24 protein-coding genes and 2 tRNA genes are annotated in these 23,866 nt (G+C 72.0%); 17 read left to right on the top strand and 9 right to left on the bottom strand.

Annotation, left to right across the window (positions count from 1 at the left end):
* The first annotated feature begins 24 nt into the window (after window positions 1-24).
* From EIO00_RS06255 to EIO00_RS06220, 8 genes are all read left to right on the top strand, one after another.
* Window positions 25-759: a GntR family transcriptional regulator gene (locus tag EIO00_RS06255; RefSeq protein ID WP_140176068.1), complete on the top strand. Its 735-nt coding sequence runs from the start codon at window positions 25-27 to the stop codon at window positions 757-759.
* 117 nt (window positions 760-876) lie between these two features.
* A complete protein-coding gene (locus tag EIO00_RS06250) occupies window positions 877-1,314 on the top strand; it encodes a plasmid replication, integration and excision activator (RefSeq protein WP_140176066.1) in 438 nt (145 codons plus the stop codon).
* Entirely contained in the window at window positions 1,314-1,577 is a 264-nt protein-coding gene (locus EIO00_RS06245; RefSeq protein WP_140176064.1) for a hypothetical protein, read from the top strand. Before EIO00_RS06250 ends, EIO00_RS06245 begins: the two co-directional genes overlap by 1 nt.
* Window positions 1,574-1,861: a hypothetical protein gene (locus EIO00_RS06240; protein ID WP_140176062.1), complete on the top strand. Its 288-nt coding sequence runs from the start codon at window positions 1,574-1,576 to the stop codon at window positions 1,859-1,861. Before EIO00_RS06245 ends, EIO00_RS06240 begins: the two co-directional genes overlap by 4 nt.
* A 191-nt stretch (window positions 1,862-2,052) precedes the next feature.
* Complete coding sequence (locus tag EIO00_RS06235) at window positions 2,053-3,420, top strand: FtsK/SpoIIIE domain-containing protein (RefSeq protein WP_140176276.1); 1,368 nt, start codon at window positions 2,053-2,055, stop codon at window positions 3,418-3,420.
* The gene (locus EIO00_RS06230) at window positions 3,417-5,069 is read left to right on the top strand and encodes a replication initiator (RefSeq protein WP_140176060.1); all 1,653 of its coding nucleotides are present in this window, start codon (window positions 3,417-3,419) and stop codon (window positions 5,067-5,069) included. The genes EIO00_RS06235 and EIO00_RS06230 overlap by 4 nt, the downstream gene beginning before the upstream one ends.
* Window positions 5,066-5,314, top strand: coding sequence for an excisionase family DNA-binding protein (locus EIO00_RS06225; RefSeq protein ID WP_241661161.1), 249 nt, complete (start codon window positions 5,066-5,068; stop codon window positions 5,312-5,314). The genes EIO00_RS06230 and EIO00_RS06225 overlap by 4 nt, the downstream gene beginning before the upstream one ends.
* Window positions 5,314-6,468 carry a tyrosine-type recombinase/integrase gene (locus tag EIO00_RS06220; protein WP_140176059.1) on the top strand — a complete coding sequence of 385 codons (1,155 nt, stop codon included), beginning with the start codon at window positions 5,314-5,316 and terminating at the stop codon, window positions 6,466-6,468. Before EIO00_RS06225 ends, EIO00_RS06220 begins: the two co-directional genes overlap by 1 nt.
* A 52-nt stretch (window positions 6,469-6,520) precedes the next feature.
* Here EIO00_RS06220 and EIO00_RS06215 read toward each other — a convergent pair.
* Window positions 6,521-6,593, bottom strand: a tRNA-Ala gene (locus EIO00_RS06215).
* 344 nt (window positions 6,594-6,937) lie between these two features.
* Between EIO00_RS06215 and EIO00_RS06210 the strand changes: the two genes are divergently transcribed.
* Together EIO00_RS06210 and EIO00_RS25075 are read left to right on the top strand one after the other, a co-directional pair.
* Window positions 6,938-7,126, top strand: coding sequence for a hypothetical protein (locus EIO00_RS06210; RefSeq protein ID WP_140176057.1), 189 nt, complete (start codon window positions 6,938-6,940; stop codon window positions 7,124-7,126).
* Window positions 7,126-8,151 carry a peptidoglycan-binding protein gene (locus EIO00_RS25075; RefSeq protein WP_140176055.1) on the top strand — a complete coding sequence of 342 codons (1,026 nt, stop codon included), beginning with the start codon at window positions 7,126-7,128 and terminating at the stop codon, window positions 8,149-8,151. Before EIO00_RS06210 ends, EIO00_RS25075 begins: the two co-directional genes overlap by 1 nt.
* 255 nt (window positions 8,152-8,406) lie before the next feature.
* On the opposite strand, the gene EIO00_RS25070 is transcribed toward EIO00_RS25075, so the two are convergent.
* Window positions 8,407-8,526, bottom strand: a complete 120-nt coding sequence (locus EIO00_RS25070; protein WP_241661160.1) for a DLW-39 family protein — start codon at window positions 8,524-8,526, stop codon at window positions 8,407-8,409.
* Between the two features lie 211 nt (window positions 8,527-8,737).
* On the opposite strand from EIO00_RS25070, the gene EIO00_RS06200 reads away from it, so the two are divergent.
* Window positions 8,738-9,067: a hypothetical protein gene (locus EIO00_RS06200; protein WP_140176053.1), complete on the top strand. Its 330-nt coding sequence runs from the start codon at window positions 8,738-8,740 to the stop codon at window positions 9,065-9,067.
* 142 nt (window positions 9,068-9,209) lie between these two features.
* Here the strand turns inward: EIO00_RS06200 and EIO00_RS06195 are convergent, their stop codons facing one another.
* Window positions 9,210-10,154 (bottom strand): DMT family transporter, encoded by a 945-nt coding sequence (locus EIO00_RS06195; protein ID WP_140176051.1) that lies wholly within the window; start codon window positions 10,152-10,154, stop codon window positions 9,210-9,212.
* A gap of 344 nt (window positions 10,155-10,498) precedes the next feature.
* Between EIO00_RS06195 and EIO00_RS06190 the strand changes: the two genes are divergently transcribed.
* Complete coding sequence (locus EIO00_RS06190; RefSeq protein ID WP_140176049.1) at window positions 10,499-11,359, top strand: aldo/keto reductase; 861 nt, start codon at window positions 10,499-10,501, stop codon at window positions 11,357-11,359.
* Window positions 11,360-11,455: 96 nt separating this feature from the next.
* On the opposite strand, the gene EIO00_RS06185 is transcribed toward EIO00_RS06190, so the two are convergent.
* Together EIO00_RS06185 and EIO00_RS06180 are read right to left on the bottom strand one after the other, a co-directional pair.
* Window positions 11,456-12,454 carry an NUDIX hydrolase gene (locus EIO00_RS06185; protein ID WP_140176047.1) on the bottom strand — a complete coding sequence of 333 codons (999 nt, stop codon included), beginning with the start codon at window positions 12,452-12,454 and terminating at the stop codon, window positions 11,456-11,458.
* A gap of 306 nt (window positions 12,455-12,760) precedes the next feature.
* Window positions 12,761-12,997 (bottom strand): hypothetical protein, encoded by a 237-nt coding sequence (locus EIO00_RS06180; protein ID WP_140176045.1) that lies wholly within the window; start codon window positions 12,995-12,997, stop codon window positions 12,761-12,763.
* Window positions 12,998-13,275: 278 nt separating this feature from the next.
* Between EIO00_RS06180 and EIO00_RS06175 the strand changes: the two genes are divergently transcribed.
* Window positions 13,276-15,723 (top strand): HelD family protein, encoded by a 2,448-nt coding sequence (locus EIO00_RS06175; protein WP_241661159.1) that lies wholly within the window; start codon window positions 13,276-13,278, stop codon window positions 15,721-15,723.
* A 10-nt stretch (window positions 15,724-15,733) separates the two neighbouring features.
* Here the strand turns inward: EIO00_RS06175 and EIO00_RS06170 are convergent, their stop codons facing one another.
* Complete coding sequence (locus EIO00_RS06170; RefSeq protein WP_241661158.1) at window positions 15,734-16,783, bottom strand: DUF418 domain-containing protein; 1,050 nt, start codon at window positions 16,781-16,783, stop codon at window positions 15,734-15,736.
* Window positions 16,784-17,228: 445 nt separating this feature from the next.
* Here EIO00_RS06170 and EIO00_RS06165 point away from each other — a divergent pair, with 445 nt between their 5' ends.
* On the top strand, window positions 17,229-18,407 hold the full coding sequence (locus EIO00_RS06165; RefSeq protein ID WP_241661157.1) for a methyltransferase: 1,179 nt from the start codon (window positions 17,229-17,231) through the stop codon (window positions 18,405-18,407).
* A 469-nt stretch (window positions 18,408-18,876) separates the two neighbouring features.
* On the opposite strand, the gene EIO00_RS06160 is transcribed toward EIO00_RS06165, so the two are convergent.
* Window positions 18,877-19,398: a pyridoxamine 5'-phosphate oxidase family protein gene (locus tag EIO00_RS06160; RefSeq protein WP_140176040.1), complete on the bottom strand. Its 522-nt coding sequence runs from the start codon at window positions 19,396-19,398 to the stop codon at window positions 18,877-18,879.
* A gap of 1,386 nt (window positions 19,399-20,784) precedes the next feature.
* Here EIO00_RS06160 and EIO00_RS06150 point away from each other — a divergent pair.
* The 3 genes from EIO00_RS06150 to EIO00_RS24115 all read left to right on the top strand — a co-directional run bounded on the left by EIO00_RS06150 (window position 20,785) and on the right by EIO00_RS24115 (window position 22,815).
* Window positions 20,785-21,294 (top strand): hypothetical protein, encoded by a 510-nt coding sequence (locus tag EIO00_RS06150; RefSeq protein WP_140176036.1) that lies wholly within the window; start codon window positions 20,785-20,787, stop codon window positions 21,292-21,294.
* Window positions 21,295-22,036: 742 nt separating this feature from the next.
* Window positions 22,037-22,159, top strand: coding sequence for a hypothetical protein (locus EIO00_RS25545; protein WP_277752851.1), 123 nt, complete (start codon window positions 22,037-22,039; stop codon window positions 22,157-22,159).
* 5 nt (window positions 22,160-22,164) lie between these two features.
* The gene (locus EIO00_RS24115) at window positions 22,165-22,815 is read left to right on the top strand and encodes a tyrosine-type recombinase/integrase (RefSeq protein WP_161602661.1); all 651 of its coding nucleotides are present in this window, start codon (window positions 22,165-22,167) and stop codon (window positions 22,813-22,815) included.
* A gap of 63 nt (window positions 22,816-22,878) precedes the next feature.
* Here EIO00_RS24115 and EIO00_RS06140 read toward each other — a convergent pair.
* Together EIO00_RS06140 and EIO00_RS06135 are read right to left on the bottom strand one after the other, a co-directional pair.
* Window positions 22,879-22,955: transfer RNA gene (locus tag EIO00_RS06140), tRNA-Ile, on the bottom strand.
* 115 nt (window positions 22,956-23,070) lie between these two features.
* A complete protein-coding gene (locus EIO00_RS06135; protein WP_241661156.1) occupies window positions 23,071-23,823 on the bottom strand; it encodes a DUF3566 domain-containing protein in 753 nt (250 codons plus the stop codon).
* Window positions 23,824-23,866: the final 43 nt, after the last annotated feature.

Genomic DNA, 23,866 nt, shown 5'->3' with positions numbered 1-23,866 from the left:
TACCTAAGTCGTCAGGTGGTCGCCATGCCGAGTCTGGAGTTCGAGCCCCCCAAGTACGCGCGTGTCGTGCTGGAGCTGCGGCGGCGGATCGAGGAGGGCCAGTATCCGCCCGGCTCGATGCTGCCTTCGGAGTCGCAGCTCGTGCGGGAGTTCGCGGTCGGCCGTACCACCGTGGTCCGGGCGTTGCAGATGCTCCAACAGGAGGGGTGGATCGTCCGTGAGCACGGGCGGGGCTCGTTCGTGAAGGGGCGGCCGGCTTCCGAACGTGAGGTGACCCGGCCCGGCCTGGCGGTGCTCGACCAACCAGAGGCCCGCGATGGGGTGAGTCTCGTCCAGGTGGGCACGGTGCCGGCGCCCTCGCCCGTGGCGGCCGTGCTGGGCCTGGCCGAGGGTGCCTCGCTGGTCATGCGGCGTTGGGTGAGCACGCGGGACGGCATCCCCTCCGAGTTGGTGACCTGCTGGTTTCCGCCGGAACTGGCCTACGGCACCGATCTTGGATCGGACTCGCCGCTGCCGGTCGGTGTCCGCGCGCACCTGCGCTCTGTCAGGCAGTTGCGCATCGACCACATCGCCGAACGGCTCACCGCCCGCCTGCCCGATGCGGACGAGCCGACGTTGCTCCAGGTCGGCTCCTCTGATCCGCTCCTGTCGATCCTGGCGACCGCGCATGACGCCACCGATGCGGCGCTGTTCGCAGTCGAGATCGTCATGCCCGGCACTCTGCATGAGCTGGAAGACGTTTACAGTGTCCCCGACTGACCGCCCGAGTGTGACCTAGGTCACCTACTCCGCCACTTGTCCGCATGAGTTGATCGCTTATGCTGACAGCAGTCCACTTGATCGGACGAGTGGATGGGCGGAGAAGGAGTGATGTGAATGGGTATTCAAGGGCGGATTCCGGTGGAGTTCGGGCAGGTGTTCCCGCACGGCGTGTACGCGACCGGGCAGGCCGAACCGCTGACCAACTTCGACACCAAGCGGCAGGAGATCGACAAGGACACCGGTCTGCCGGTGTGGGTGGTGGACGTGTACGACGCCGACCCGGCCGCCAGGCACAAGGCGTCGGCGATCCGGGTGCGGGTCATCGCGCGGGAGTGCCCGGTGCTGCCGGAGCCGGTGATGGGGCCGTTCCGGCCGGTGGAGTTCACCGGAATGACGGTGACGCCGTATGTGGAGGTGTCCGGCAGGAACCCGCAGGGTGAGCCGATCACCCGTATCGCCTACTCCTACCGGGCGACCGGCGTCCAGGCCCCCGGCGGCTCGGCGGCGGGTCGGGGCGGTGCTCGCCCGGCGGCTGGTAAGGACGCGGCCTGATGTCCGGGCGGGTGTCGGCGCTGTCGCTGCCGGTCGGGTCCGGGGCCTCCAGCGAGTTCCGGGCCTTCCGGTCCCGGACGCCGCTGTTCACCGTGGCGGCCGGTCGGCTGCTGGTGACCTTCACCCTTCCGGAACGGCTGGGGGCCGGTGAGGTCGAGTTCGCCCGGCGGCTGGCCGAACAGGCGGCGGCGTACGCGGTCGAGGTCGAACGGCTCTACCGCTCCGGACACTCCTCGGCCCGGACTAGCAAGGGGGCGGCGTGACCCGGTCCTCGTTCATGTCGCAGAGCGTGCTGTTGGGCGCGGACGCCCGCATCACCTGCTCCACGTACCCGGACCGGCCCGAAAGCGGACCGATCCTGAGCATCAGCACCGGTGACCTCAACCTGATGATCTCGTCCGCGACCCGTGGCCGGGCGACCGATAACGACCTGGCCACGGCCCGGCGGCTGGCCGAGGCGGTCACGGCCTACGTCGCCGAGATCGAACGCCAGCACTCCGAGAACACCCGCTGCGACACGTCCACCCCGGACACGTCGGCGGCCTGACTGCTGTAGGTGGGGCGGCTGGAGCTGGTCCCTCCAGCCACCCCGGTTCTCTCCCCAACCAGTGCAGAAGTGAAGAGGTGAACAAGCGTATGTCGTGGGAGTTCCGCAAGGTCAAGCCAGGTGACAACGTCGCCGTCGAAGCCCAACGGGATCCGTTCGCCGCACCGAAGTGGGCGCCTCCGATCTGGCACATGCCCGAGGGCCTGGTCCTGCTCGTCAACCTGCTCCGCCTCCTGCTGCGGGCGGTCGTGTTCTGCCTGCGGCACCCGATCGCGGTCGGCTCGGCGGTGGTGGCCGGCTGGCTCGGCTGGCGGTACGGCTGGCGCGTGCCCGCCCTCGTCGGCGTCCTGGTCGCGGTCGGCCTGGGCGTGTGGGCGGCGATGGATCGGGCCTCGTTCCTGCGCCGGGTCTACCGTCCGGCGCGGGCGCGGTGGCGGGGCTGGTGGGTGTACCGGCGGCACTGGCAACCGGTCCTCGTCACCGCCGGACTCACCAAGACCCACCGGGGCCGCGAATACCTGCCCACGCTGCGCCGGGTCGAGTGCGGCCCGGCCTCGGACCGGCTGCTCGTCCAGATGCTCAAGGGGCAGGCTCCCGACGCCTGGGAGAAGGTCGCCCCGAACCTGGCGCACGGTTTCGGCGCCACCCTGGTCCGGGTCCGCGAGGGGAACCGGCCCGGCCGTGTGTGGCTGGAGTTCGTTCGCGTTGATGCCCTGGCGTCTCCGATTCCGGCGCTGCCGATCCCGGACGCGGCGGCGGTGGACCTGCGGGCGGTGGAGGTCGGCCGCCTGGAGGACGGTTCGCCGTGGCGGCTGCGGCTGCTGGGCACCCACGTGCTCGTGGCCGGGGCGACGGGTTCCGGGAAGGGCTCGGTGCTGTGGTCGGTGATCCGCGCCGTGCTGCCACTGATGGTCGCCGGGCTGGTCGAGGTCTGGGCCATCGACCCCAAACGGATGGAACTCTCGTATGGCCGCCCGCTGTTCGAGCGGTTCGGCCGCTACTCCTCCGACCCTGGCGGTGGCATGGTCGCCCTGCTGGAGGAGGCCGCTGGCGACATGAACGCCCGCGCCGACCAGTTCGCCGGCCACACCCGCACCTTCACGCCTACGGTGGAGCATCCGTTCCGGCTGATCATCGTGGATGAGCTGGCGTTCCTGACCGCCTACAGCCCCGAACGCGACCTGCGCAAACGCGCCGAATCCGCGTTGGCGATTCTGACCAGTCAGGGCCGGTCGGTCGGGTACTGCGTGCTCGGCGCGCAGCAGGACGCCCGCAAGGAGGTCAACAACCTGCGCAACCTGTTCCCGGACCGGATCGCGCTGCGGCTGGATGAGGACGAACAGGTCGACATGGTCCTGGGCGACGGCGCACGCGACCGCGGGGCGCTGGCCGACCAGATCTCGACCGTTCCGGAGGTCGGGGCCGGCGTCGGGTTCGTCCGGCTGGAGACCTGCCCGGACCCGGTGCGGGTGCGGGCGGCGTACGTCTCGGATGAGGACATCCGGCAGATGGTCGCCTACGCGCTGTCCGGTGGCGCCTACCGGCCGGAGGCCGCATGACCGGCACCGCTGAGACCACCGCCTCGGCTCCGGTCAAGACGCTCGCGCCGCTGGCGCGGGAGGTCGTCAAGGCGGTCGCCATCGAGCACGGGGTGTGCATCCGGCCGGTGCCGATGCGGCGGGTCAACCTGGCCACCGGCGAGAGCGAACGCTTCGACGTGCCGTGCGGGCACACGCTGGCCTCGGTCTGCCCGTCCTGCGCCGAACGCAAGCGCAAGCTCCGCGCCGTGCAGTGCGCCCAGGGCTGGCACCTGGACACCGAACCGGTGATCGAGCGGGCCGACCCCAACGCCGAACAACGCCACCTGATGCAACTACGCGCCCACGCCCAGGCCCGGCGGGACGCGGTCGAGGCGGACGGGCCGGACGAGCACGGGGACCTGGCCTGGTGGGACGGGCTCCTGCTGGAACTCGATCGGGAGATCGAACGCACGGGCGTCGCGGGCAGGCTCCGCACCGGCGACCAACGCTCCCGGCGGACCCGCTCCACCCGGCGGCGTCAGGACGTGCCCGACCTGCCCCGCCGGCCAGTGGAGAACCGCACGGTCGGGCGGACCTTCCTCGGCAAGGGCGGCCGAACGTTCCGGCCGTCGATCTTCCTGACCCTCACCCTCGACTCCTACGGCAAGGTGCGGGCGGACGGCACACCCGTCGACCCGAGCACCTACGACTACCGGCGGACGGCCAGGGACGCGCTGCACTTCTCCAAGCTGATCGACCGGTTCGTGCAGAACCTGCGCCGCTTCGTCGGCTACGACGTCCAGTACTTCGCCACCGTCGAACCCCAAAAGCGGCTCGCCCCGCATCTGCACATGGCCATCCGCGGCACCATCTCCCGCGCCGACCTCCGCCGCGTCGCGGCGGCCACCTACCACCAGGTGTGGTGGCCCTCCACCGACCGGATCGTCTACCCCAACGGGCGGCTACCGGTCTGGGATCCAGCGGCCGGTGACGACGGCGCGGGCGGCTACGTCGACCCGGACACCGGGGAGGTGCTGCCCACCTGGGATGAGGCACTGGACGCGATCGGCGCCGACCCGGACGCCACGCCGCTGCACGTGGTCCGGTTCGGTGAGCAGGTCCACGCCGAGGGGGTGCTGGCGGATACGCCGGACGCGCGGCGGTGCATCGGCTACCTGACCAAGTACCTGGTCAAGAACGTCGCCGAATGCCACGCACCCGAGACCGAAGCCCAGCGGGCGCACGTCGACCGGCTGGCCGACGCCCTGCGCTATGAGCCGTGCTCGCCCACCTGTGCGAACTGGCTGCGCTACGGGGTGCAGCCCCACAACCCCCGGCCCGGCCTGGTCCCCGGCTTCTGCAAGGGCAAAGCCCACCGCCGCGAACACCTCGGCTACGGCGGCCGGCGCGTCCTGGTCTCCCGGCGCTGGTCCGGCAAGACCCTCGCCGACCACAAGGCCGACCGCAAAGCCTGGATCCTCGCCCGGCTGGCTGAGGCGGGCATCCCGGCGGCCCGGCCCGACGAGCCGAACGGCACCTACGCCTGGGAACGCGCCGGACCCGGCGACCCCGACGTACGGCCACTGGACGAACGACTGCTCCATCTGATCGACGAACGCCTACGGCGACGCGCACAACTCGACCAAGCGACACAGGCTCAACTCTCGGCAACTGCGGAGGCGGCGTGACCGAGCGGAAGGACATGATGCAGCTCGACCCTGATGACCGGCTGCTGACCGTTGCGGAGGCGGCCGAACTGCTCAACACGAGTCCGCGGTTCCCTCGGCGGTTGATCGAGGAGCGGCGGATCCGCTTCGTTCGCTATGGGAAGCGGCACGTTCGTATCCCTGAGTCGGCGCTTCGGGAGTTCATCGCGGCGGGCCTGGTGGAGCCGGTGACGGTGCGGGGTCGGTCGAGGGGACGGGCGGCCTGATGGCTGGGAAGCGTCGGTTCGGAAGAGTTCGGCAACTGGCGTCGGGGCGTTGGCAAGCCCGCTACAAGGGTCCGGACGGCATCGACCGGCCGGCTCCGCACACGTTCGCCACCAAGACGGAGGCGAACCGATGGCTCGCCCTGAAAGAGGCGGAGATCCTGGCGGGTGACTGGCTGAACCCTGACGCGGGGCGGGTGCCGTTCAAGGAGTACGCGGAGGCGTGGATTCTGGAGCGTCCGAACCTGCGGCCTTCGACGGTGGCGCGGTATGAGGCGCTGGCCCGGCTGCACCTGGTGCCCACGTTCGGCAAGTTGGATGTGGGCGACATCAACGATGCGCACGTGCGGCGGTGGCGGAAGACGCTGCTCGACAACGGCGTCGGGCCGGTCACTTTGGCGAAGGCGTATCGGCTGCTCAAGGCGATCATGGGCACGGCGGTCTCGGACGGACTGACCAAGCGCAACCCGTGCAACATCAAGGGCGCGAGCGTGGAGCGCTCGCCGGAGCGACCGGTCCTCAGCATCGGGGAAGTGTTCGCCCTGGCCGATGCGATCGACGCGCGGTACAAGGCGCTCGTCCTGCTGGCGACGTTCGCCAACCTGCGGTGGGGTGAGGCGGTGGCGCTGCGCCGCAAGGATCTGGATCTGGAGGCGGGCACGGTGCGGGTTGAGCGGGTGCTTGTCGAGGTGAGCGGTCGTCCGTTGCACTTCGGTCCGCCCAAGACGGAGGCGGGTGTGCGTACGCTTCCGATCCCGAAGGTCGTGCTCGGCGCGGTGAAGGAGCATGTCGAGCGGTTCGCCCAGGACGGGGATGAGGGCCTGGTCTTCGTCGGGGAGAAGGGCGCGATGCTGCGGCGGCCGAACTTCCGGCGCAACTGGCTGCGGGCGCTGGACAAGGCGGGCCTCAAGGGCGTCCGGTTTCACGACCTCCGGCATACCGGCAACACGCTGGCGGCCATCGCCGGCGCGACGCTCCCCGAGTTGAAGCAGCGGATGGGGCACGCCAGTGATCGGGCGGCCATGATCTACCTGCACGCCACCGATGAGCGGCACCGGGAGATCGCGGACACGCTCAGCGCGATGGCCAAGAAGGAACTCAAGCGGCGGAACCGATCGGGCACGCAACGGGCACGGAAGCGGCGGCGGGCGTCCTGAACGATCAAGGCCCAGGTCGAGAAAGAGGCTCTGACCTGGGCTTTCGGCTGGGTGGAGCCTAGGGGAGTCGAACCCCTGACACCCGGCTTGCAAAGCCGGTGCTCTGCCAACTGAGCTAAGGCCCCCTGGTTCTCACGGTCGGGGTCGTGTGCTGGAGAACCGCGACCGATCGTACACCGTGACGCCGCCGGTCGAAGCGGAGCGGGTGACCGGGAGGGGGACAACGATGTGGCGGCAGAGTCCGAGTTGCCGGATTCTGCTGACAGGTCACCCAGTGTGGTCGGATGATAGCGGTGAGGCGCCGGATGAGTTCGAGCGGCCGAGGGGCACCGGTCGGCGCAGGCCTGTTCCGGCTGCCGCCGAACACCAGCGTATCGGGCGTTTCGCCCTGAAGACAGGGCGGCATGTCGCGCCGCTCCGTTCATCGCGCGGCATGCCGCCGAACCCCCCGACACCAGGAGAACGAAGAATGCCCCAGACCAACGAGCCGCAGGGCCCGGCGGAGATTCAGCTGATGGGCCAGGTGGACGTCCATCTGAACGCGCACAGGCCCACCGAACCGGACGAAGAGGAGGTCCTGCGGCAGCTCTACGGCGATCCCGACCCCGACGGGTTCTTCCGCAGCGCCGGCGAGGCGGACGAGGAGGCGACCGACTGATGGGCACCGCAGCAGGGATGCTGGCGGCCGCCCGCGCCGACATCGGGCTGTCCGGCCGCCCCAACAAGATCACCCGGGATTACGCCTCCCGGAACGGCAACGAGTTCCTGTCCGCCCCGTGGTGCGACATGGCCGTCACCTACTGGGCGCGCAAGAGCGGCAACCGCGCCGCCGTCCTGCCGGGCGGGGACCGCGCCTACACGGTGTGGCACGCCCAGGACTTCCAGAAGATCGGCCGCTGGTACAGCGGGACGGTCGCCAACGTCAACCGCGCCAAGCCGGGCGACATCGTGTTCTTCGACTGGGGACAGTCCAACTCGATCGGCGCGATCGACCATGTCGGCGTCATCGAGAAGGTGCTCGGCGGCGGGCGCGTGCAGACCATCGAGGGCAACACCGGGGACGCGGTCCGCCGCCGCGTCCGGTCCGCCTCGGTGATCGCCGGCTACGGCCGTCCCGCGTACGGGGTCGACGACTACAAGTGGGACGGCAAGGTGCCGGCGGGCGAGCCCGCGCTGGTCAAGGGCGACACGGGCAAGCGGGTCCGCGATCTGCAGAGCGCCCTGATCAAGGCCGGCTACAAGCTGCCCCGCTACGGCGTCGACGGTGACTTCGGCGACGAGACCGAGGCCGCCGTCAAGAAGCTGCAGGCCGACCATCCCGACATCGTCCCCAAGGTCACCGGCAAGTACGACCAGCAGACCGCCACGGCCCTGGCCAAGAAGCTGGGGCAGGAGCCGCCGAAGCCGGCCCCGAGCAAGCCCAAGCCGCCCAAGGCACCGTCGACGCCCGCGCCGCCGTGGCCCGGCCGGTACCTGCGTCAGCCTCCGATCATGCGGGGGGACGATGTCCGTCGCTGGCAGGCCCGCATGAAGGAGCGCGGCTGGCGGATCACCGTCGACGGGGCCTATGGGCCCGAGTCGGAGCGGGTGTGCCGGGCGTTCCAGGCCGAGAAGGGCTTGGAGGTGGACGGCATCGTCGGCCCGATCACCTGGCGGATGACCTGGGAGGCGCCGATCACGTGAGGGCGGCCGAGACCTGAGCGAGGAGGCCCTCCGCCGCGCTGCACCCGTCCAGACCCCGGCGTCCGCGCCGGGACCTGGACGGGTGCAGGCGTGGAACGTCCGGTGGATCGCCTCACCGGCAGGGCTCTTCACAGAACACGGCCCGTACGGCGCGAGGCGCGTTCATGCGCTTCGCAGGCCGTGAACGGGCCGCGGCGGGGTCATGCGTTGTCACCGGGACGTCCCCGGTGGTCGCGGGGATGTCCCCGGTCGAGATCAGCTGTCAGAGGATGTGGCCTCGGTCCACAGGTCCAGCTCGGCGCGGTCCTGCTGCAGTCGACGCCACACGACCAGCCCGCCAAGAGCGATGACAGCGAGAATGATCAGCTTCTTCACGGTGCGGACCCCTTCACCTCGACAATGTCGACCCGGGACGGCCAGTGGACACTTCCCCGGGCTCTCCGCAGCCTAGCAACCGGGACGGGCGTCTCCGCACCCCGTGGCCCAATTTCACCCCACGTGCCGGGCTTCCCATGGTCAGGGCGTGTGGAATCCCGGAGGAAGGGCGATAACAGGACTGTTGCCGACACGAAGGTCAGGCAGTCCGATGGGCGTACAGGACGACTTCGACCTCTGGGAGTCCGAGCTGCAGGGTCTGCTCCCTCCCTCACCCGACCCTTACGACGACGGCATCCCCGATCCGTCCTCGACGCCGTCCGGGCCGAAGAGCACTCCCTCCGCCGATTCCTCCGGACGGCAGGACGCCGCCGGGGACGACTCCACGGGACGCCGTCCCGGCGGCCGCTGCCTCCTGGTGACCCTCGCGGTGATCGCCGTGGGGTGCGGTCTGCTTTGTTACCTGGGCGGCTGGGTCCTGGCCGCCGCCGTTCTGGCGGTGTGCTCCCTCATCCTCTTCCTGTGGCGCATCGGCTGGTGAGCGGCCGTCCGGCCGACCACCGAGCCGACCGCCGGCCGCCGGGCGGGTGACAGACCTGCCCTCGCCCCACCAGGCCGACCACCGAGCCGCCGGAGCCGGGGCCGGGGGGCGGGCGGCGGATGTTCCACGTGGAACCTTGCGATCAACGGGAGGCCCGGTCGGCCGAGAAGGGCTCCTCGGCCACGGGCGGGGAGACCTCCGACGGTGCCGGCGGCCCGGCGGGCTGCCTGCTCATGGCCAGGATCGAGCCGCCGAGGATGAGCACGAAGGCCGAGACGATGATCGGCGTGAAGGGCTCGCCCAGGAAGACCACCCCGGCGAGCACCGCCACCGCCGGGTTGACGTAGGTGAAGACCACGGCCCGCGCCGGCCCGACCTCACGGATCAGGGCGAAGAAGATCACGAACGCCAGCGCCGTGCAGATCACCGCCAGGCCCGCCAGCGCCGCCAGCACGCGACCGGAGGGCATGGCGTCCGGCCAGGTGGCGGCGGCCGGTCCCGCCGACAGCGCGGTGGCGAACGTCAGGCAGACCGCGGTCATCGGCAGGCCGGGCACGTCCGACAGGCGCCGCGCGGCCAGCAGCGGCCCCAGGGCGTATCCGCAGGCGGTCAACAGGACCTCGACGATCGCCCGGGCGTCCCCGCCGCGCAGACCGGGCGCGGTCAGCACGGCGACGCCGGCGAACCCGATCGCCAGGCCCGCCCAGCGCCGTCCGCCGATCCGTTCCGACCCGCCGGTCAGCCGTCCCGCCAGCACCGCCAGGATCGGGGTGACCGCGATCAGCAGCCCGGTCATCGAGCTGGTCAGCCGATGTTCGGCGTGCGCCAGCAGCCCCCAGGGGAGGACCATGTCCACCACGGTGAAGGCGGCCAGCGTCGGCCAGTGCCGGCGGACCAGGTCCGCCAGGCCGCCCGCCCCGAGCGCGCATAACGCCAGCGGCAGCAGCACCACGGCCCCGACCGCGGTGCGCGTGAACACCACCATCGGCACCGAGACGCCGCCCTCCACGGCGACCTTGATCATCAGGTACGGAACGCCCCAGATCACGCTCATCAGCGTGAACAGCACCCATCCTCGGCGGCTCACGGTCCTCCCCGATCACGACGGCGCCGCCCGTCGGACGGCGCGGCGTATGCTCATCCACACCCGGGCGGCCCGAGCCGCCACGGGCTCTTCGCGTTTCCTTCTCGGCGGCTTTCCTCCCCGGCGGCATGATCGGCATCACCCCTCACTTCTCTCCGCCTCGCGGCCCGGGACCCCGCGCCCCGCCCCGGCGGGTCCGCCGCGGCCACGAGGCCCGTGGCGCATCCCGGCGCGGCGCGGATGCGACGAGGCGCGCACGGATCCGGAACGTTCGTCCGGGGAGGCGGCAGAGGCGATCGCGGGAAATCGGGGAAGAATGGGCACGGCGATGTCACAAGGAGGTGCGCATGACCGAGCGGCCGGCGGCGGCCAGCGGTGAGTTCGCGCTGGGCGGTGCCCTGCCGGTGAACCGGCTGGGGTTCGGGGCGATGCGGATCACCGGCCCCGGAGTATGGGGGGAGCCGGAGGATCGGGACGAGGCCATCCGGGTGCTGCGCCGGGCCGTCGAGCTGGGCGTGAACCTGATCGACACCGCCGACTCCTACGGGCCGTTCGTCAGCGAGGACCTGATCGCCGAGGCGCTGCACCCCTACCCGGACGGGCTGGTGATCGCCACCAAGGGCGGCTTCACCCGGCAGGGACCGGGGATCTGGCAGCCGGTGGGGCGGCCGGAGTATCTGCGGCAGTGCGTGGAGATGAGCCTGCGGCGGCTGAAGCTGGAGCGGATCGACCTGTATCAGCTGCACCGGATCGACCCGAAGGTGCCGCTGGAGGACCAGGTCGGCGTGCTGCGCGACATGCGGGACGAGGGCAAGATCCGCTACATCGGCCTGTCGGAGGTCGATGTGGAGCAGCTCGAGGCCGCCCGCCGGATCGTCGACATCGTCACCGTGCAGAACCTCTACAACCTCACCCAGCGGGACCACGAGCCGGTGCTGGAGCACTGCGAAAAGCACGGCATCGGCTTCATCCCCTGGTTCCCGCTGGCCACCGGCAAGCTCGCCGCCTCCGGCGGGGTGCTGGACGACGCCGCCGAACGCCACAACGCCACCCCGGCCCAGATCGCCCTGGCCTGGCTGCTGCACCGTTCTCCGGTGATGCTGCCCATCCCCGGCACCTCCAAGGTCGCCCATCTGGAGGACAACGTCGCCGCCGCCACGATCTCCCTCGCCCCCGAGGAGGTCGACCGCCTCTCCGCCCTCGCCTGACCGGCCCGGGAAGGCCGGCGAGCGCGGCGGGCGTTCCCCGAGGCCCGGCGGGGTCGCGACGCCGGCGCGGGACCGTCGGTCCCGGCTCGGCCCGGCTCAGTCCCGGCCGGTGAACAGGGCGGTGACGGCCTCCAGGTCGGCCTCGGAGACGCGGATGACGCCGAGGCGGGCGTACCAGTGGACCCACACCGGCTCCAGGCCCGGCTCGTTGGCGAAGTCGAGGGCGGAGACGCGTCCATGGGCGTGGGCGACGGTGCGTTCCGCCAGGCGCTGGATCTCGGCGGGGGTGCGCCAGCCCACGTTGCGGGCCTCGTCGGCGCCCGGGGCGAGATCCCCGGTGACGGTGGCGGCGTAGATGCTCCAGTCGTGCCCGGCCCGCCGGCCGGGCGCGACCGGGCGGCGGCACCGGTTGGGCAGCCATCCTCCGGTCAGCGGCCGCAGGGACACGACCGTCAGGCCCAGCTCTTCACCGGTCTCCGCCCGTGCGGCGTCTTCGGGGGTGCCGTGGTCGTCCACGTGCCCGGCCACGGGCGCGATCCCCACCGGGGGACGCACGCGTTCCAGCAGCAGGCGGGCCCCGTCGCCGCGCACGATGTCGATCCCGACCGACCGGTGGTCGCACACCGGCACGCCGGGGGCGGGGGCCTGGGGGAAGGGTCCGCCGGTCCGCGCCCATTCCTCGGCGGGGTGCTCGGTGGAGGCGATGCGCGCCCACCGTGACTGGGCGGTGGACCGGGGCACGCCCATGGCCGCCCCCAGTTCCGCGTACGAGGCGCCGGAGGCGCGCAGCGCCCGCAGCGCCAGGGTGCGGATCGCCTCCAGCCGGGGCATCAGCCCCTGCTCGATCCGGTACACGGTGTCGGCCTGCCGGGCGGCCATGTCCCCGGCCGTCTCCCGGTGCGCCTCCAGCGCCCGTGTCACGGCCGGGGATCCGTCCCATCCGCCGATCCGGATCTCCGCCAGAGCCGCCAGCGCCCGCCACAGGTCCTCCGCCATCGCCGCACCGTCGGCCCCGACCAGGGCGGCCTGCACATCGTCCAGCCGGATGAGGAGGTCCTCGCCTCCGTCCTCTCGACGGATCCGCTCCACGCCCACGTCCGCCTCCGCGCTGTATGAAGTCTCATACAGCTTAAGCGCATGAACGTCCGTCGGCCGGTGGCGTCCGAGCGGCACGACCGCCGGTGGGCCGGCAGTGGGGTGATGGCAGGGCGGCTGAGCGGCCGACGGCGGGCATGCTCCGCGGCCCGGGCCCGCGCGCGGACGACGGATCTCCACGAATCTCGAGACGGACTCCGGCGGATCCCGGCGCATCTCGGGCATCCCGGTGCATCCCGGCGGATGCGGCGCGCCGACGGTGCGGCCGTTCGAGGGGAGGGCTCGATCGGTCGAGGACGGCGATGCTCAGGCCGAGAACAGGTGGCGCAGGCGCCAGTGGTCGGCGGCGCGGGCGAGCTCGGCCACCGCGACGGAGGAGTCCTCGCCTTGGACGCGCACCCGGTAGATGCGGGCATCGTCGGCCTCGCCGTACGCCTTCAGCACTTGACGGACGGTGTAACGCGCTCCCCGCCACTCGTAGGCGGTCAACCGGCCCGAGGCGTCGGTTTCGGCACGGATCGACTCGTTGAGCAGATGCCCCATGGGCACCTGACCCTATCGGAGTCTCGAACTGGTATTCGACCGTCGGAGGTCGTGTCGCGTCGCTCTCATCCGCGGACCCCCAGCACGGCGGAGAAGAGCGGCCGGAACCGGCCACCGGGTGCGCGAGGCCCGGTGCGCGGCCGTCACGGCCCGGACGGCGTCGGGCGCACGGCCGACGACAAGCCGCACTGAAGGCCCGAAAAATGCTATGCTGGCCAACTTACGGGGAAGAGGTGAACAAACCTCCCCAACTCAATTATATCACTGGAGGGGGAACGTTGTCGAGTGCCGACGTGCAGCGCGAGCAGGAGCACGAGCAAGAGTACGTGTCACGTCTGTACCGGCGGCTCGACGGGCTGCGCCGGGAGGCCTCCGCACGGCTGGCGGACACGCTGCGGCAGGTCGCCGCGAGGGATCAGGACCGGTGGGACCGCGAGGCGGCGGCCGCCCGGTACACCGAGTGGCTGGCCCGGCTCGCCGCCGCCGAACACGGACTGTGCTTCGGCCGGCTCGACATGCGGGACGGATGGCGACGCTACATCGGCCGGATCGGGCTGCCGCCGGAGGACTCCGCCGGCGAGGACGCCGAACCGCTGCTGATCGACTGGCGCGCGCCCGCCGCCCGCCCCTTCTACCTGGCCACCGCGCTCGAACCCCACGACGTCGCCCGCCGCCGCCACATCAAGACCCAGGGCCGCCGGGTGGTGGAGATCAACGACGAGTTCCTCGACCCCGACCAGGCCTCCCGGGCCGGCGACGCCCCGCTGACCGGCGAGACCGCGCTGATGGCCGCGCTCAAGGCCGACCGGACCGGCCGCATGGGCGACATCGTGGCCACCATCCAGGCCGAACAGGACGCCGTCATCCGCTGCGACCACCGCGGCGTGCTGGTGGTCCAGGGCGGCCCGGGCACCGGCAAGACGGTGGTGGCCCTGCACCGCGCCGCCTACCTCCTCTACACCTACCGCGACCTGCTGGCCAGGCGCGGCGTCCTGGTGGTGGGCCCCAACCCCACGTTCCTCAGCTACATCGAGGACGTGCTGCCCGGCCTCGGCGAGACCGGCGTGCTGATGTCCACGATCGGCGGCCTGTTCCCCGGCGTGACGGCCGACGGGGTCGAACGGCCCGAGGCCGCCGAGATCAAAGGCCGCGCGGAGATGGTCGACGTCATCGCCAAGGCCGTCCGCGACCGGCAGCAGACCCCCGGCGAGCTGCTCGCCCACCGGGACGACGACCTGTGCTCGCCGCACCCCCGCCCGTCCGCGCCGGACGAGCCGCCCGCCTCCGAGGAACCGGCCCCCGGGCGGCGGGCCCTGGAGATCGAGACCGCGCAGGGCACCCTGCTGCTGGACGACGAGATGTGCGCGCGGGCCCGCGAACGCGCCCGCCGCACCGGCCTCCCGCACAACCCGGCCCGGCCGTACTTCGTCGACGCGGTCCTGGACGCACTGGCCCGGCAGGCCGCCGACCGGCTCAACGAGAGCATCCTGCTCCCGGAGGTCCTCGCGGAGCTGGACCCGGACCCCGACGAGGAGCCGGTCACCGACCTCTTCGACGAGGAGGACGTGGCGGCGATCCGCCAGGACCTGCGGCACGACCCGGCCGTCGCCGAGGCGCTCGAGGAGCTGTGGCCGACGCTGACCCCGCAACGGCTGCTGGCCGACCTGTACGCCTCCCCCCGGCGGCTCGCCTCCGCGGCGCCCCGTCTCACCGAGCGCGAACGCGCCCTGCTGGAACGGGACCCGTCCGCGCCGTGGACCCCGGCCGACGTCCCCCTCCTCGACGAGGCCGCCGAGCTGCTGGGTGAGGACGACAGCGCGGAACGGGCCCGGGCCGCCGCCGAGCACCGCCGCCGCGTCGCCTACGCCCAGGGCGTGCTGGAGGTGGTGCACGGCTCCCGCTCCATCGATCTGGACGCCGACGAGGAGGCCGCGCTGACGGCGAGCGACGTGGTGGACGCCGAGACGCTGGCCGCCCGGCACGAGGAGCGGGACTCCCGCACCATCGCCGAACGCGCCGCCGCCGACCGGACCTGGGCGTTCGGCCATGTGATCGTGGACGAGGCGCAGGAGCTGTCGCCGATGGCCTGGCGGCTGTTGTTCCGCCGCTGCCCGGGCCGGTGGATGACGGTGGTCGGCGACCTGGCCCAGACGGGCGACGCGGCCGGCACCTCCAGCTGGGAACGGGTGCTGGAGCCGCACGTCCCGGGCCGCTGGCGGCTGGAGCGTCTCACCGTCAACTACCGGATGCCCGCCGAGTTCATGGACGTGGCGGCCCGGGTGCACACCGAGCTGACCGGGTCCTCCCTCGCGGAGCGGCCCCGGTCGGTGCGCAGCATCGGGCAGGTCCCCTGGCGCGCGGAGGTCCCCGCCGCCGAGCTCGCCGACCGCCTGGACGCCCTCGTCGCCGACGAGATCGCCCACCTGGGGCGGGGGCGCCTGGCCGTGATCGTTCCCTCCGGTCGTGCCGCGGGGTTCGTCCGCCCCGACCCCGACCTGCGCGAACAGGTCGTCCATCTGACCGTGGCCCAGGCCAAGGGATTGGAGTTCGACTCGGTCATCGTCGTCGAGCCCGCCGAGATCCTCGCCGAGGGCCCGCAGGGTCCCAACGACCTGTTCGTGGCGCTCACCCGGGCGACCCGTCGTCTGGGCGTCGTCCACACCCCCGGCGGCCGGCTGCCCGCCGCGCTGGCCGAGCTGCCGGAGCGCGAGCCGGTGGCCTCCTGACGCCCGTCCCTCAACGGCAGGCGGCCGGAGGACCGTCGGGGAGCCCGTTGGGCAGGAGGCGCCACCAGGTCAGGCAGCGCCAGACCCACTCCAGCGGGCCCCGGCGGAACCGGCGCAGCCACCATCGGCTGAAGACCGCCTGAGCGGCGAGGACGGCCAGCGCGGTGCCCGCCACGGCGACCACGCGGGGGCGGCCGCCGAGGTCCAGCAGGGCGTCGGCGGCCAGGATCAGCGCCGAGGCGGTGACATAGTTGGTCAGCGTCAGCCTGCCCAGCGGGACGAGGACCGCCGTCAGGGCGCCGCCGAGGCGGGGGACGCGCAGCAGCGTCAGCAGGCCGGCGGCGTAGGCGGCCGCCGTGACCAGCCCGGCGGTCGCCGGCAGCGGGGTGTCGAACGCCGCCCCGCCGGCGCGGACCTGCCAGAGGTTCAAGGCGAGCGCCGCCGTGCCGGTGATCGCGAACGCGGCCGTCACCGGCCGGCGGCGCTCGGAGAGCAGGCGGGGCAGGCCGTACTCGGCGGCGGCCATCCCGAGCAGGAACAACCCGGGGACCAGCGTGATGCCGCCCCGGGCGACGACCAGGGACGCGACGGTGCACGCGAGCCCGCCGGCCAGCACGGCCCGGCGGGGCAGCCAGGAGGCCGGCAGCACGACGGCGATCCCGCCCAGCGCATAGGGGAGCAGGATCTCGTTCGGCTGCAGCGTCTGGTGGGCCGCGCCGATCAGGATCAGCGCCCCGAACCGGGCCAGCAGCACGTCCCGGGGCCGCTCCGAGCGCCGCCGCGCCGATCGCAGGAACACCACGGCGCCGAGCCCGAACAGGAACGACAGCAGCGGAAAGAACCGCTGGTGCAGCAGCGTCTCGTACAGGTGCGCCGCCGGGCCCGGATCCACCGGGGCGGTCGGGCGGATCCCGGTCATGGCGACGATGTTGGGCGCCAGGATCCCGCACAGCGCCAGCCCGCGCACCGCGTCGATCTCCGCGATCCGGGGGGACTCTTCGAGCGCCGGCGGCGCCTCCGGAGGCGTCGTCGTCCCCGGGTCGGCCCGACGGTTATCCACAGCCTTGTCCGTCACCCCGCCGCCACGAGTTATCCACAGGCTGTGGGCGGTCGGCCTCCACAGCCCGCGACCAGCGCATTGCCCAGCCCGTCCACCGTGTTTCCCCAGGAGGATCCCCAGATCTCGGCCACTTGTCCACGTGTGGACGGCGGGCTGGGGATTGCCCTGTGGACAACTCTCCGCACCCCCTTCGTCCACAGCCTGTGGAAAACCTGTGTCCACACCCCGCGACCAGCGAGAAGGCCCTTTCCCCCACCGGCTGTCCCCAGCCCGATCCCCATGTTGTCCACCGCCATTCAACCGTCCCGCCCGCCCGCCGGGCGACCGGAGACGAGCACCAGAAACGACGACCAGAAACGACGACCGGAGAGGACGATCGGGGAAGAGGATGCGCCGGCCCGGGGAGCGCGATAGCGTCGAAGCCCGATCGGCGTCAGGGAGTCCCGTGCAGGAGAACACCCACGTTCGATGGACCGAGGCGGGCGAGACCCGCACGGCGCGCTGGCGCTCGGCATCGGGATCACCGCCGCCGAAACAGGTGACCGTCGCCGACGACCGGATGCGGGCGGACGACGCCTACCGGCTGGCCTGCACGGGCACCGCCCTGCTGTGGCGCGGCGACTTCCACAACGCCCGCCGGCTCCTGCAGGCGATGAACCGGCGCTTCGACCGGTCCCGGCGGCGCCGCCCCCGCCCCGCCCCGGGCGACCCACAGGCGTTCCATCTGTACCGGCTGACCCAGGGACAGCGGGCCCGGACCCTCGGCATGCTGCTGATCCCGCTGGACGCCGACTACCGCGTTCCGCTGCGACGCGCCCCCGACGTGCGGCGGGCGTGCCTGGAGGCGTACGGGCCCGCGGACGAGCCCTCGCTGGTCGCCCTGCGCGAACTGCTGGGGGTGATCGGGGCGCACGAATGGCGCCGCAAAGGCGTCCCCGTGCCCGCCCTGGGCGAGCGGATCCACCCCCACTACGGGGTCTTCTCCCCGGTCCGGGGAGAGTACGTGGACCTGGTCGCCCGCGCCCCGCTCCCGCCGGACCCCTCGCCCGCGTTCGACATCGGCACCGGCACCGGCGTGCTCGCGGCCCTCCTGGCGCGCCGAGGCGTGCGCCGGGTGATCGCCACCGACGTCGACCCGCGGGCGCTGGCCTGCGCCCGGGAGAACATCGAACGGCTGGGCCTGGCCGACCGGGTGGAGGTCCACCGGGCCGACCTGTTCCCGCCCGGCCGCCGGGCACGGCTGGCGGTGTGCAATCCCCCGTGGATCCCGGCCAAGGCCGCCTCCTCCCTCGAGCACGCCGTGTACGACCACAAGGGCCGGATGCTCCAGGGGTTCATCGCCGGGCTGGCCGACCGCCTGGAACCGGGCGGTGAGGGCTGGCTGATCCTCTCCGACATCGCCGAGCACCTCGGCCTGCGGTCCCGCGACGACCTGCTGGCCGCGTTCGACGCCGCCGGCCTGACGGTGATCGACCGGCTGGACGCCAAACCCCGCCACCCCAAGGTCCACGACCCCGACGATCCGCTGCACCGGGCGCGAGCGGCGGAGACCACCTCCCTGTGGCGGCTGACTCCCCGCCGCCCCCTGCAGCGGCCGACTGATCGATCACAGCACGCTCACTGAGAATCACACACCGCTTATCGCAGAGACTCGACCGTTCATCGACCGCATCCCCGTCTCGGCGAATCCGCGCGCCTTCGCGCGACTAACGTCATGCGCGCCCAGTGAGGACACCCGACGGCGGGTGACCGGGATGGGACCACCGGGCCTTGCGGTTCCGCTCGGCGCTCACCGGTGAGCCGGAACGGGGGCCGGCTCACCCGGGTGAGCTCAACGGGCTTGCGGAAAGGTCCGCCGGGACGGCGGTCTCAGCAGGTGTGTCGGCACATCGACACGGGCCGGGGGAACGAGGTCACGGCGCTCAGGCGTCGTGACCTCGTTCGTTTCCCCCGAGCGAAGGTCCGCGCCGCGTCCCCCCGGCCGCCCGGGCGCCGCCCGTCACCGCCGCCGCGCGAGAGGCGTCCGCCGCCCGCCGACGCGCTCGACGGCGACGGCGCCGGCCGGACGCGCCCCCGGGCCCGGGAGCGCGTCTTCAGCGAGGACGCATCTCGTGGGAGGGGAACGTCCAGCGGGTCTGGCTGTAGACGTCGCCCTTGCCGAACCCGAACGCCTTCCGCGGAACGACCGCGAAGACCCAGGCCGCCCCGCCCTCCGGGACCGCGAAGGCGCCGTCGCGCACCCCGAACCGCCACTGCTCCCCGTACTTGGCGGCGAAGGCCCCGGCCAGCCGCGCGAGCCGGCGCTCGTCCGTGACGCGTTCGGCCCGGCCCTCGACGACCACGTCCATGCCCTCGTTCCGGTTGGTGCCGGTGGTGAGGACGCAGTGAGGGTCGGCGGCCAGATTCTTGGCCTTGCGCTCCTCGGGGCCGGTGCAGAAGTGCAACGCGTCGTCCATCCAGACCGCCACGAGCGGCGTGACGTGCGGACGGCCGTCGGGACGAACGGTGGACAGCCAGTACAGCTCCGCTCGTTCCAGCACCGCCCGGCCCTCCTCCCAGGAGGCCGCCGTGGCGTTCTCACTGCTGTAGCGGACGTCGAGTTCTGTCGTCGGCATGGTCCGACCTCCCTCTTCCGCCTCGGTCCGCCGGTCGCGGCCGGCCGCATCGCGACGCCCCGTCCGGGCCGGACCGCCTGCCGACCGCTCGACGGCGCCGCCTCGCCCCGACGACCGGCACGACCGCTTTCGCGGTGCCCTACCCGATGAGAACGCCCTCACAAGCGCCCCCGGCGACTCCCCGCCCGACCCTGCCCGCCTCGCACCTCGGTGGCGAAACCGCTGGTCAGCGGCCTCGCCACCGCATGCGGAGGCGATCTGCGGCACCGGCCGCCGCGGCCCGGCGCCGCGATGCGGCCGGACAAGCCCGCCCGACGGAACGACGGAAACGGCGGTGACGAAGATCAGAAAATCCGGTGGCACGGGCATGAGGAACCGCCCCGGCGGGGTACACCCAATGCGACGTTTTGTCAGACCCTCTGGGAATCATTTGTGGTATGAGCACTCATGCGCATTCGGCCGTGCGCTGCCCCCACTGCAGCACGGCGCTCATGATCTCCACCGTCAACGGGAACTCGCCCGCCCCTCCGGTGCGGGAGGAATGGACGCCGCCGCCGGTGTGGGAAGTGCTGGCGCCCTATGCCGATCGCGTTCGGAACGCCGCCACGGCGAAACGCGGCGCGGCCAAGGTCCGGGAAAGCATGAGGCGCGCCCGAGCCGCGGCGGCCCAGCGCAGAGCGGCACAGGCCGCCCGGGTCCGCCCCAGCCGGAGCGCATGACGGCCAATTCGATCACCGTCTTCGGGTCGGCTCTCAACGCCTCCCCGGATCGGGCGCCGCGAATCGCCGGAGAGGCGTCCGCTCCACGACGAGAAGCCGCGCCCGCCGAATGAAGAATCGTTCTCCGCCCCGTCTGGACGTTCCTCGGGAAGACGATCGGTCACCGCCGGCAGATCGTGTTCCGCCCTCCCGACGGCGACGGCGGAGATCGCTTTCGATTCCGGCGTTCCACTCGCCGGCATCGCCCCGCGGTTCCGACCGCGTCAAGACCGCGACTCCGGCACCACGGTCCCGTCCGGCCGGCATGCACACGCCCGGGTGCCGCGTCATCGCCCCGCGCACTCCCCGGGTCCTCCCCCGGCCTTGGTTTTCTTCCGCAAGGCGCCTTCGGACGTTCCGACCTTCCCGGCCCGAGCGGACACGCCCCATGCCCCCTCCGCCCTCGTTCCCCGGCGCCCCGCCGCCCGATCCCGCCCCGGCCGTTACGATCTTCGACGGGACGATCCGACCCGCACACGGCACCGCGGCGACCCGGCTCCACAGCGGAGAAACCGGCCTCTTCGCGCGCTCTCCCGCTGGACGGGCCGTCCAGGCCGACCGGGCTCGCCGACGCCCCGCCCGCCGTCGACGGGCTCGTGAGCGACGCTCCCCTCAGGAGGACCGGGCGATGGACGACGCCGTGACGAGACTGGCCGAACGCCTGACGGCCATCGACGACTGGTCCGACCGGCTGGACCGGCGACGCTCCCAGGTCCTGCTGATGCGCGAGTACCTGCGCCGTGCGGCCTGGTGGTCCGCCGAACTGCACGCCGACCGCTGGCCGTTCTTCGACATCGCGGCCCTGATCGACCCGGAGGTGCGCGCCCCCTTGCAGGTCGTCGAGGCCGTCCGGGCGGCCGGCCCCGACTGGGTGTTCCCGTCGGTGGCGCAGACCTGCGAATGGGCGCTGCACTTCGCCGCGCTCGGCGAACGCGTCAGGCTGCCGAACCTGCCGCACCCCTTCGAGCCGTTGATCCTGATGTTCGAACGAGGCAGCACGTTCACCGTCGACGGCACCGGGTTCATCGAGGTCGACGGGCTCGCCTTCCGACGAGGAACACGCAAAGACCACCTGGTCACCGAGCCGTACGCCCCACTGGACACCGACGCGCTGAACGCACTGGACCACGCCCGCTGATCCATGCGTCGTCGGACATGGACCAAATCCATGCGTCGTCGGACATGGACCAAGGGTCGGATCCGTGGGGTGGGCTTGAACCGCCGGCCCCACCCTCACCGGTCGTCCCGTCTCACGGCGACCAACGCCCATGGCACCGCTGACCTGCCGACGGCCCTTTGGGCACGTTGATGTCCGCCGATGTCGCCGCCACGGCGCCGTCGACGGTGACAGTACGGCGATCCGGAATGCCCGTACGTACGAACAACCAGATGGTGTGAGGGCAGCACCGCGTAGATGAGCGCTCCGGAACGACGCAGTCCCTCAGAGATACGCTCGATCAGCCTGAGGAGGGGTTAGGAGAACGGGTGTTGGGTTACCGTGCCCGTAATGCGTCCTCACTCCTCGTCTGGGGGTCATGCGTTCTACCAGGGCGTTTGCACAACCGGCGGTCCGCTGCAGAACCGGCCCGTATTTGGTGGGCTTTCGGTGCTCTGGCCTGCGGCTTTACTCTGGGGGTTCCTCATCACCCCTGGAGGGATCGCAACCGCCACTCGGTGGTGTTGCCGCAGTCGCACCGGGGTTCCTGCACCCCTAGAGGCGTCGCAACACCATCAGCAGGCCCAGGCATCTCAAAACCGGGTTCTTCACCGCCCCTGGGGGCGCTGCTGTGCGGTGGGGTCTCTGACTGGTGGCTTTGTTGGCGTCCGGCCCGGCGGTCGCCGCCCGGTGACCGGCCTTCAGGCCGCATGCGCCGCCGCTCTTGAACAAGCAGATCAAGGCCGGCCACTCGGTGGCCAAGGTCCACATCATGCGCACGGTCCTGGGCGCTGCGCTGACCCGAGCGATGCAGGAAGAACTGATCACCTCAACGCCGCCCGACTGACCACGTTGCCACCCGCACCTGGGCGCAAGGTCAAGCCCTGGTCGGTGGATGAGGCGCGGGCCTTCCCGGCGGCTGCGCGCACTGAGCGGCTGTATCCGGCGTTCGTCTTGCTCCTCGCCTACGGGCTGCGGCGCGGTGAGGTCCTCGGCCTGTCCTGGGATGACATCGACTTGGATGAGGAAGTCATCCGGGTCGAGTGGCAGATGCAGCGCATCGACGGTCAGCTCACCCGGACACCGGTCAAGACCGCGGCCGATCGGCGACACCTACCGTTGCTGCCGATCGCCCGTGAAGCCGTGATCGAACTGGCCGAACGGCAGATGGTCGCTCGGCGGCAGGCCGGTGACGAGAGGGAGGAGACCGGCCTGGTCTTCACCACCCGCCACGGGCGGCCCATCGAGCCCCGGAACCTGGGACGCACCTTCGAGCGGATCTGTGATCAGGCCGGCCTGCGCCGAATCCGGTTGCACGACCTGCGGCACACCACGGCCTCATTGCTCAAGAAGATGGGCGTTCCGCCCAGCGACGCCAAGGAGATCCTGGGGCACGCGCGCATCTCGGTGACGCTGGAGATCTACACGCGCGGCGACGGCGAGAGCCACCGTGATGGGCTGGGCAGGGTGGCCGATGAGCTGTTCGGAGACCGGGGAGACTAAGGCCGTTGCCGTCAGCGCTGCCGTCAAAAGCCCCCACCGGATACCCGGTGGGGGCTTCTGAGCTGGTGGGCCTAGGTGGACTTGAACCACCGGCCTCATCCTTATCAGGGATGCGCTCTAACCGACTGAGCTATAGGCCCGAGTGCCGCCGCTCTGTGGGGCACGTGCATGGAGATTACCCCATCTGAGGGGACAACCTGAAATCGATTTGGCGACTCGTCCCCCGGACGCGGCGGCGGAGCGGTGCATGGGCGGCTACTCGGCCTCCTTGAGGGTGACCTCGACGCCGCCCACCAGGTCTGCGGCCAGGTTGTAGATGACCGACCCGACCGTGCACAACGCGGTGATGAGCAGGACGTTGAGGGCGCCGACGAGGATCGTGTAGCCGAGGATGCGCCAGAAGCCGAACCAGCTGCCGGCGTTCACGCCGTCGGTGGAGTCCTGGTCGCTGGTGAGGTCGTTGACGGTCTCGCTGATCGCGTCGAAGACGCCCAGGCCGGACAGGATGGTGTACAGCACTATCACGGCCACCAGCAGGACGAGGAAGGCCACCAGCGACATCACGAAGCTGAACTTCATCACCGACCAGGGCTCCAGCCGGGCCAGCTGGAGCTGGGCGCGGCGCGGGGCCTTGGCGCCGCCCAGGCGGGCGGCGGGCCGCCTGTCCTTGCCGGCCGGTGCGGCGGGCTGTGCGCCCGTGGCCCGCGGTGCGCCGGCCGGCGCACCGGACCGTCCGGCCGGCTGGGCGGGCTGCATGGAGGGGCGTCCGGCGCCGCCGGCGGGCGACCAGGCGGGGTCCTTCTTCCCCTGCCCGGCGCCCGGGCCCGGGTCGCTCACCGGGGTGATGCCCTCGGGACGGGTGGCGTCGGGGGCCGCCTCGTCCTTGCCGGAGGTGCTCTGGGCGGGGAACGACTCGGTGGAGTCGCCACGGGGCCGCGACGCGCCGCCGGGGCCGGGTGCGGCGTCGGCCTCCGAGGGGTTGCTGCTCTTGTTCGGCTGAGTGCTCACTGGTCCTCCTCACGGCCCCGCGAGCCGTCGTCCGCGGGCCGCT

It is taken from the genome of Thermomonospora catenispora (assembly GCF_006363815.1).
Lineage (GTDB): Bacteria > Actinomycetota > Actinomycetes > Streptosporangiales > Streptosporangiaceae > Thermomonospora > Thermomonospora catenispora.
Note: the sequence above shows the minus strand (reverse complement) of the source record. Positions and strands in the feature narration are given on the sequence as shown.

Bases quoted from the DNA above. Each gene is read 5' to 3' on its own strand.
- EIO00_RS06160 (WP_140176040.1), bottom strand. From the start codon at position 19,398: ATGCCGACGACAGAACTCGACGTCCGCTACAGCAGTGAGAACGCCACG.
- EIO00_RS06180 (WP_140176045.1), bottom strand. From the start codon at position 12,997: ATGGGGCATCTGCTCAACGAGTCGATCCGTGCCGAAACCGACGCCTCG.
- EIO00_RS06230 (WP_140176060.1), top strand. From the start codon at position 3,417: ATGACCGGCACCGCTGAGACCACCGCCTCGGCTCCGGTCAAGACGCTC.
- EIO00_RS06150 (WP_140176036.1), top strand. From the start codon at position 20,785: ATGGACGACGCCGTGACGAGACTGGCCGAACGCCTGACGGCCATCGAC.
- EIO00_RS06235 (WP_140176276.1), top strand. From the start codon at position 2,053: ATGCCCGAGGGCCTGGTCCTGCTCGTCAACCTGCTCCGCCTCCTGCTG.
- EIO00_RS06245 (WP_140176064.1), top strand. From the start codon at position 1,314: ATGTCCGGGCGGGTGTCGGCGCTGTCGCTGCCGGTCGGGTCCGGGGCC.
- EIO00_RS06210 (WP_140176057.1), top strand. From the start codon at position 6,938: ATGCCCCAGACCAACGAGCCGCAGGGCCCGGCGGAGATTCAGCTGATG.
- EIO00_RS06250 (WP_140176066.1), top strand. From the start codon at position 877: ATGGGTATTCAAGGGCGGATTCCGGTGGAGTTCGGGCAGGTGTTCCCG.
- EIO00_RS06220 (WP_140176059.1), top strand. From the start codon at position 5,314: ATGGCTGGGAAGCGTCGGTTCGGAAGAGTTCGGCAACTGGCGTCGGGG.
- EIO00_RS25075 (WP_140176055.1), top strand. From the start codon at position 7,126: ATGGGCACCGCAGCAGGGATGCTGGCGGCCGCCCGCGCCGACATCGGG.
- EIO00_RS06255 (WP_140176068.1), top strand. From the start codon at position 25: ATGCCGAGTCTGGAGTTCGAGCCCCCCAAGTACGCGCGTGTCGTGCTG.
- EIO00_RS06200 (WP_140176053.1), top strand. From the start codon at position 8,738: ATGGGCGTACAGGACGACTTCGACCTCTGGGAGTCCGAGCTGCAGGGT.
- EIO00_RS06190 (WP_140176049.1), top strand. From the start codon at position 10,499: ATGACCGAGCGGCCGGCGGCGGCCAGCGGTGAGTTCGCGCTGGGCGGT.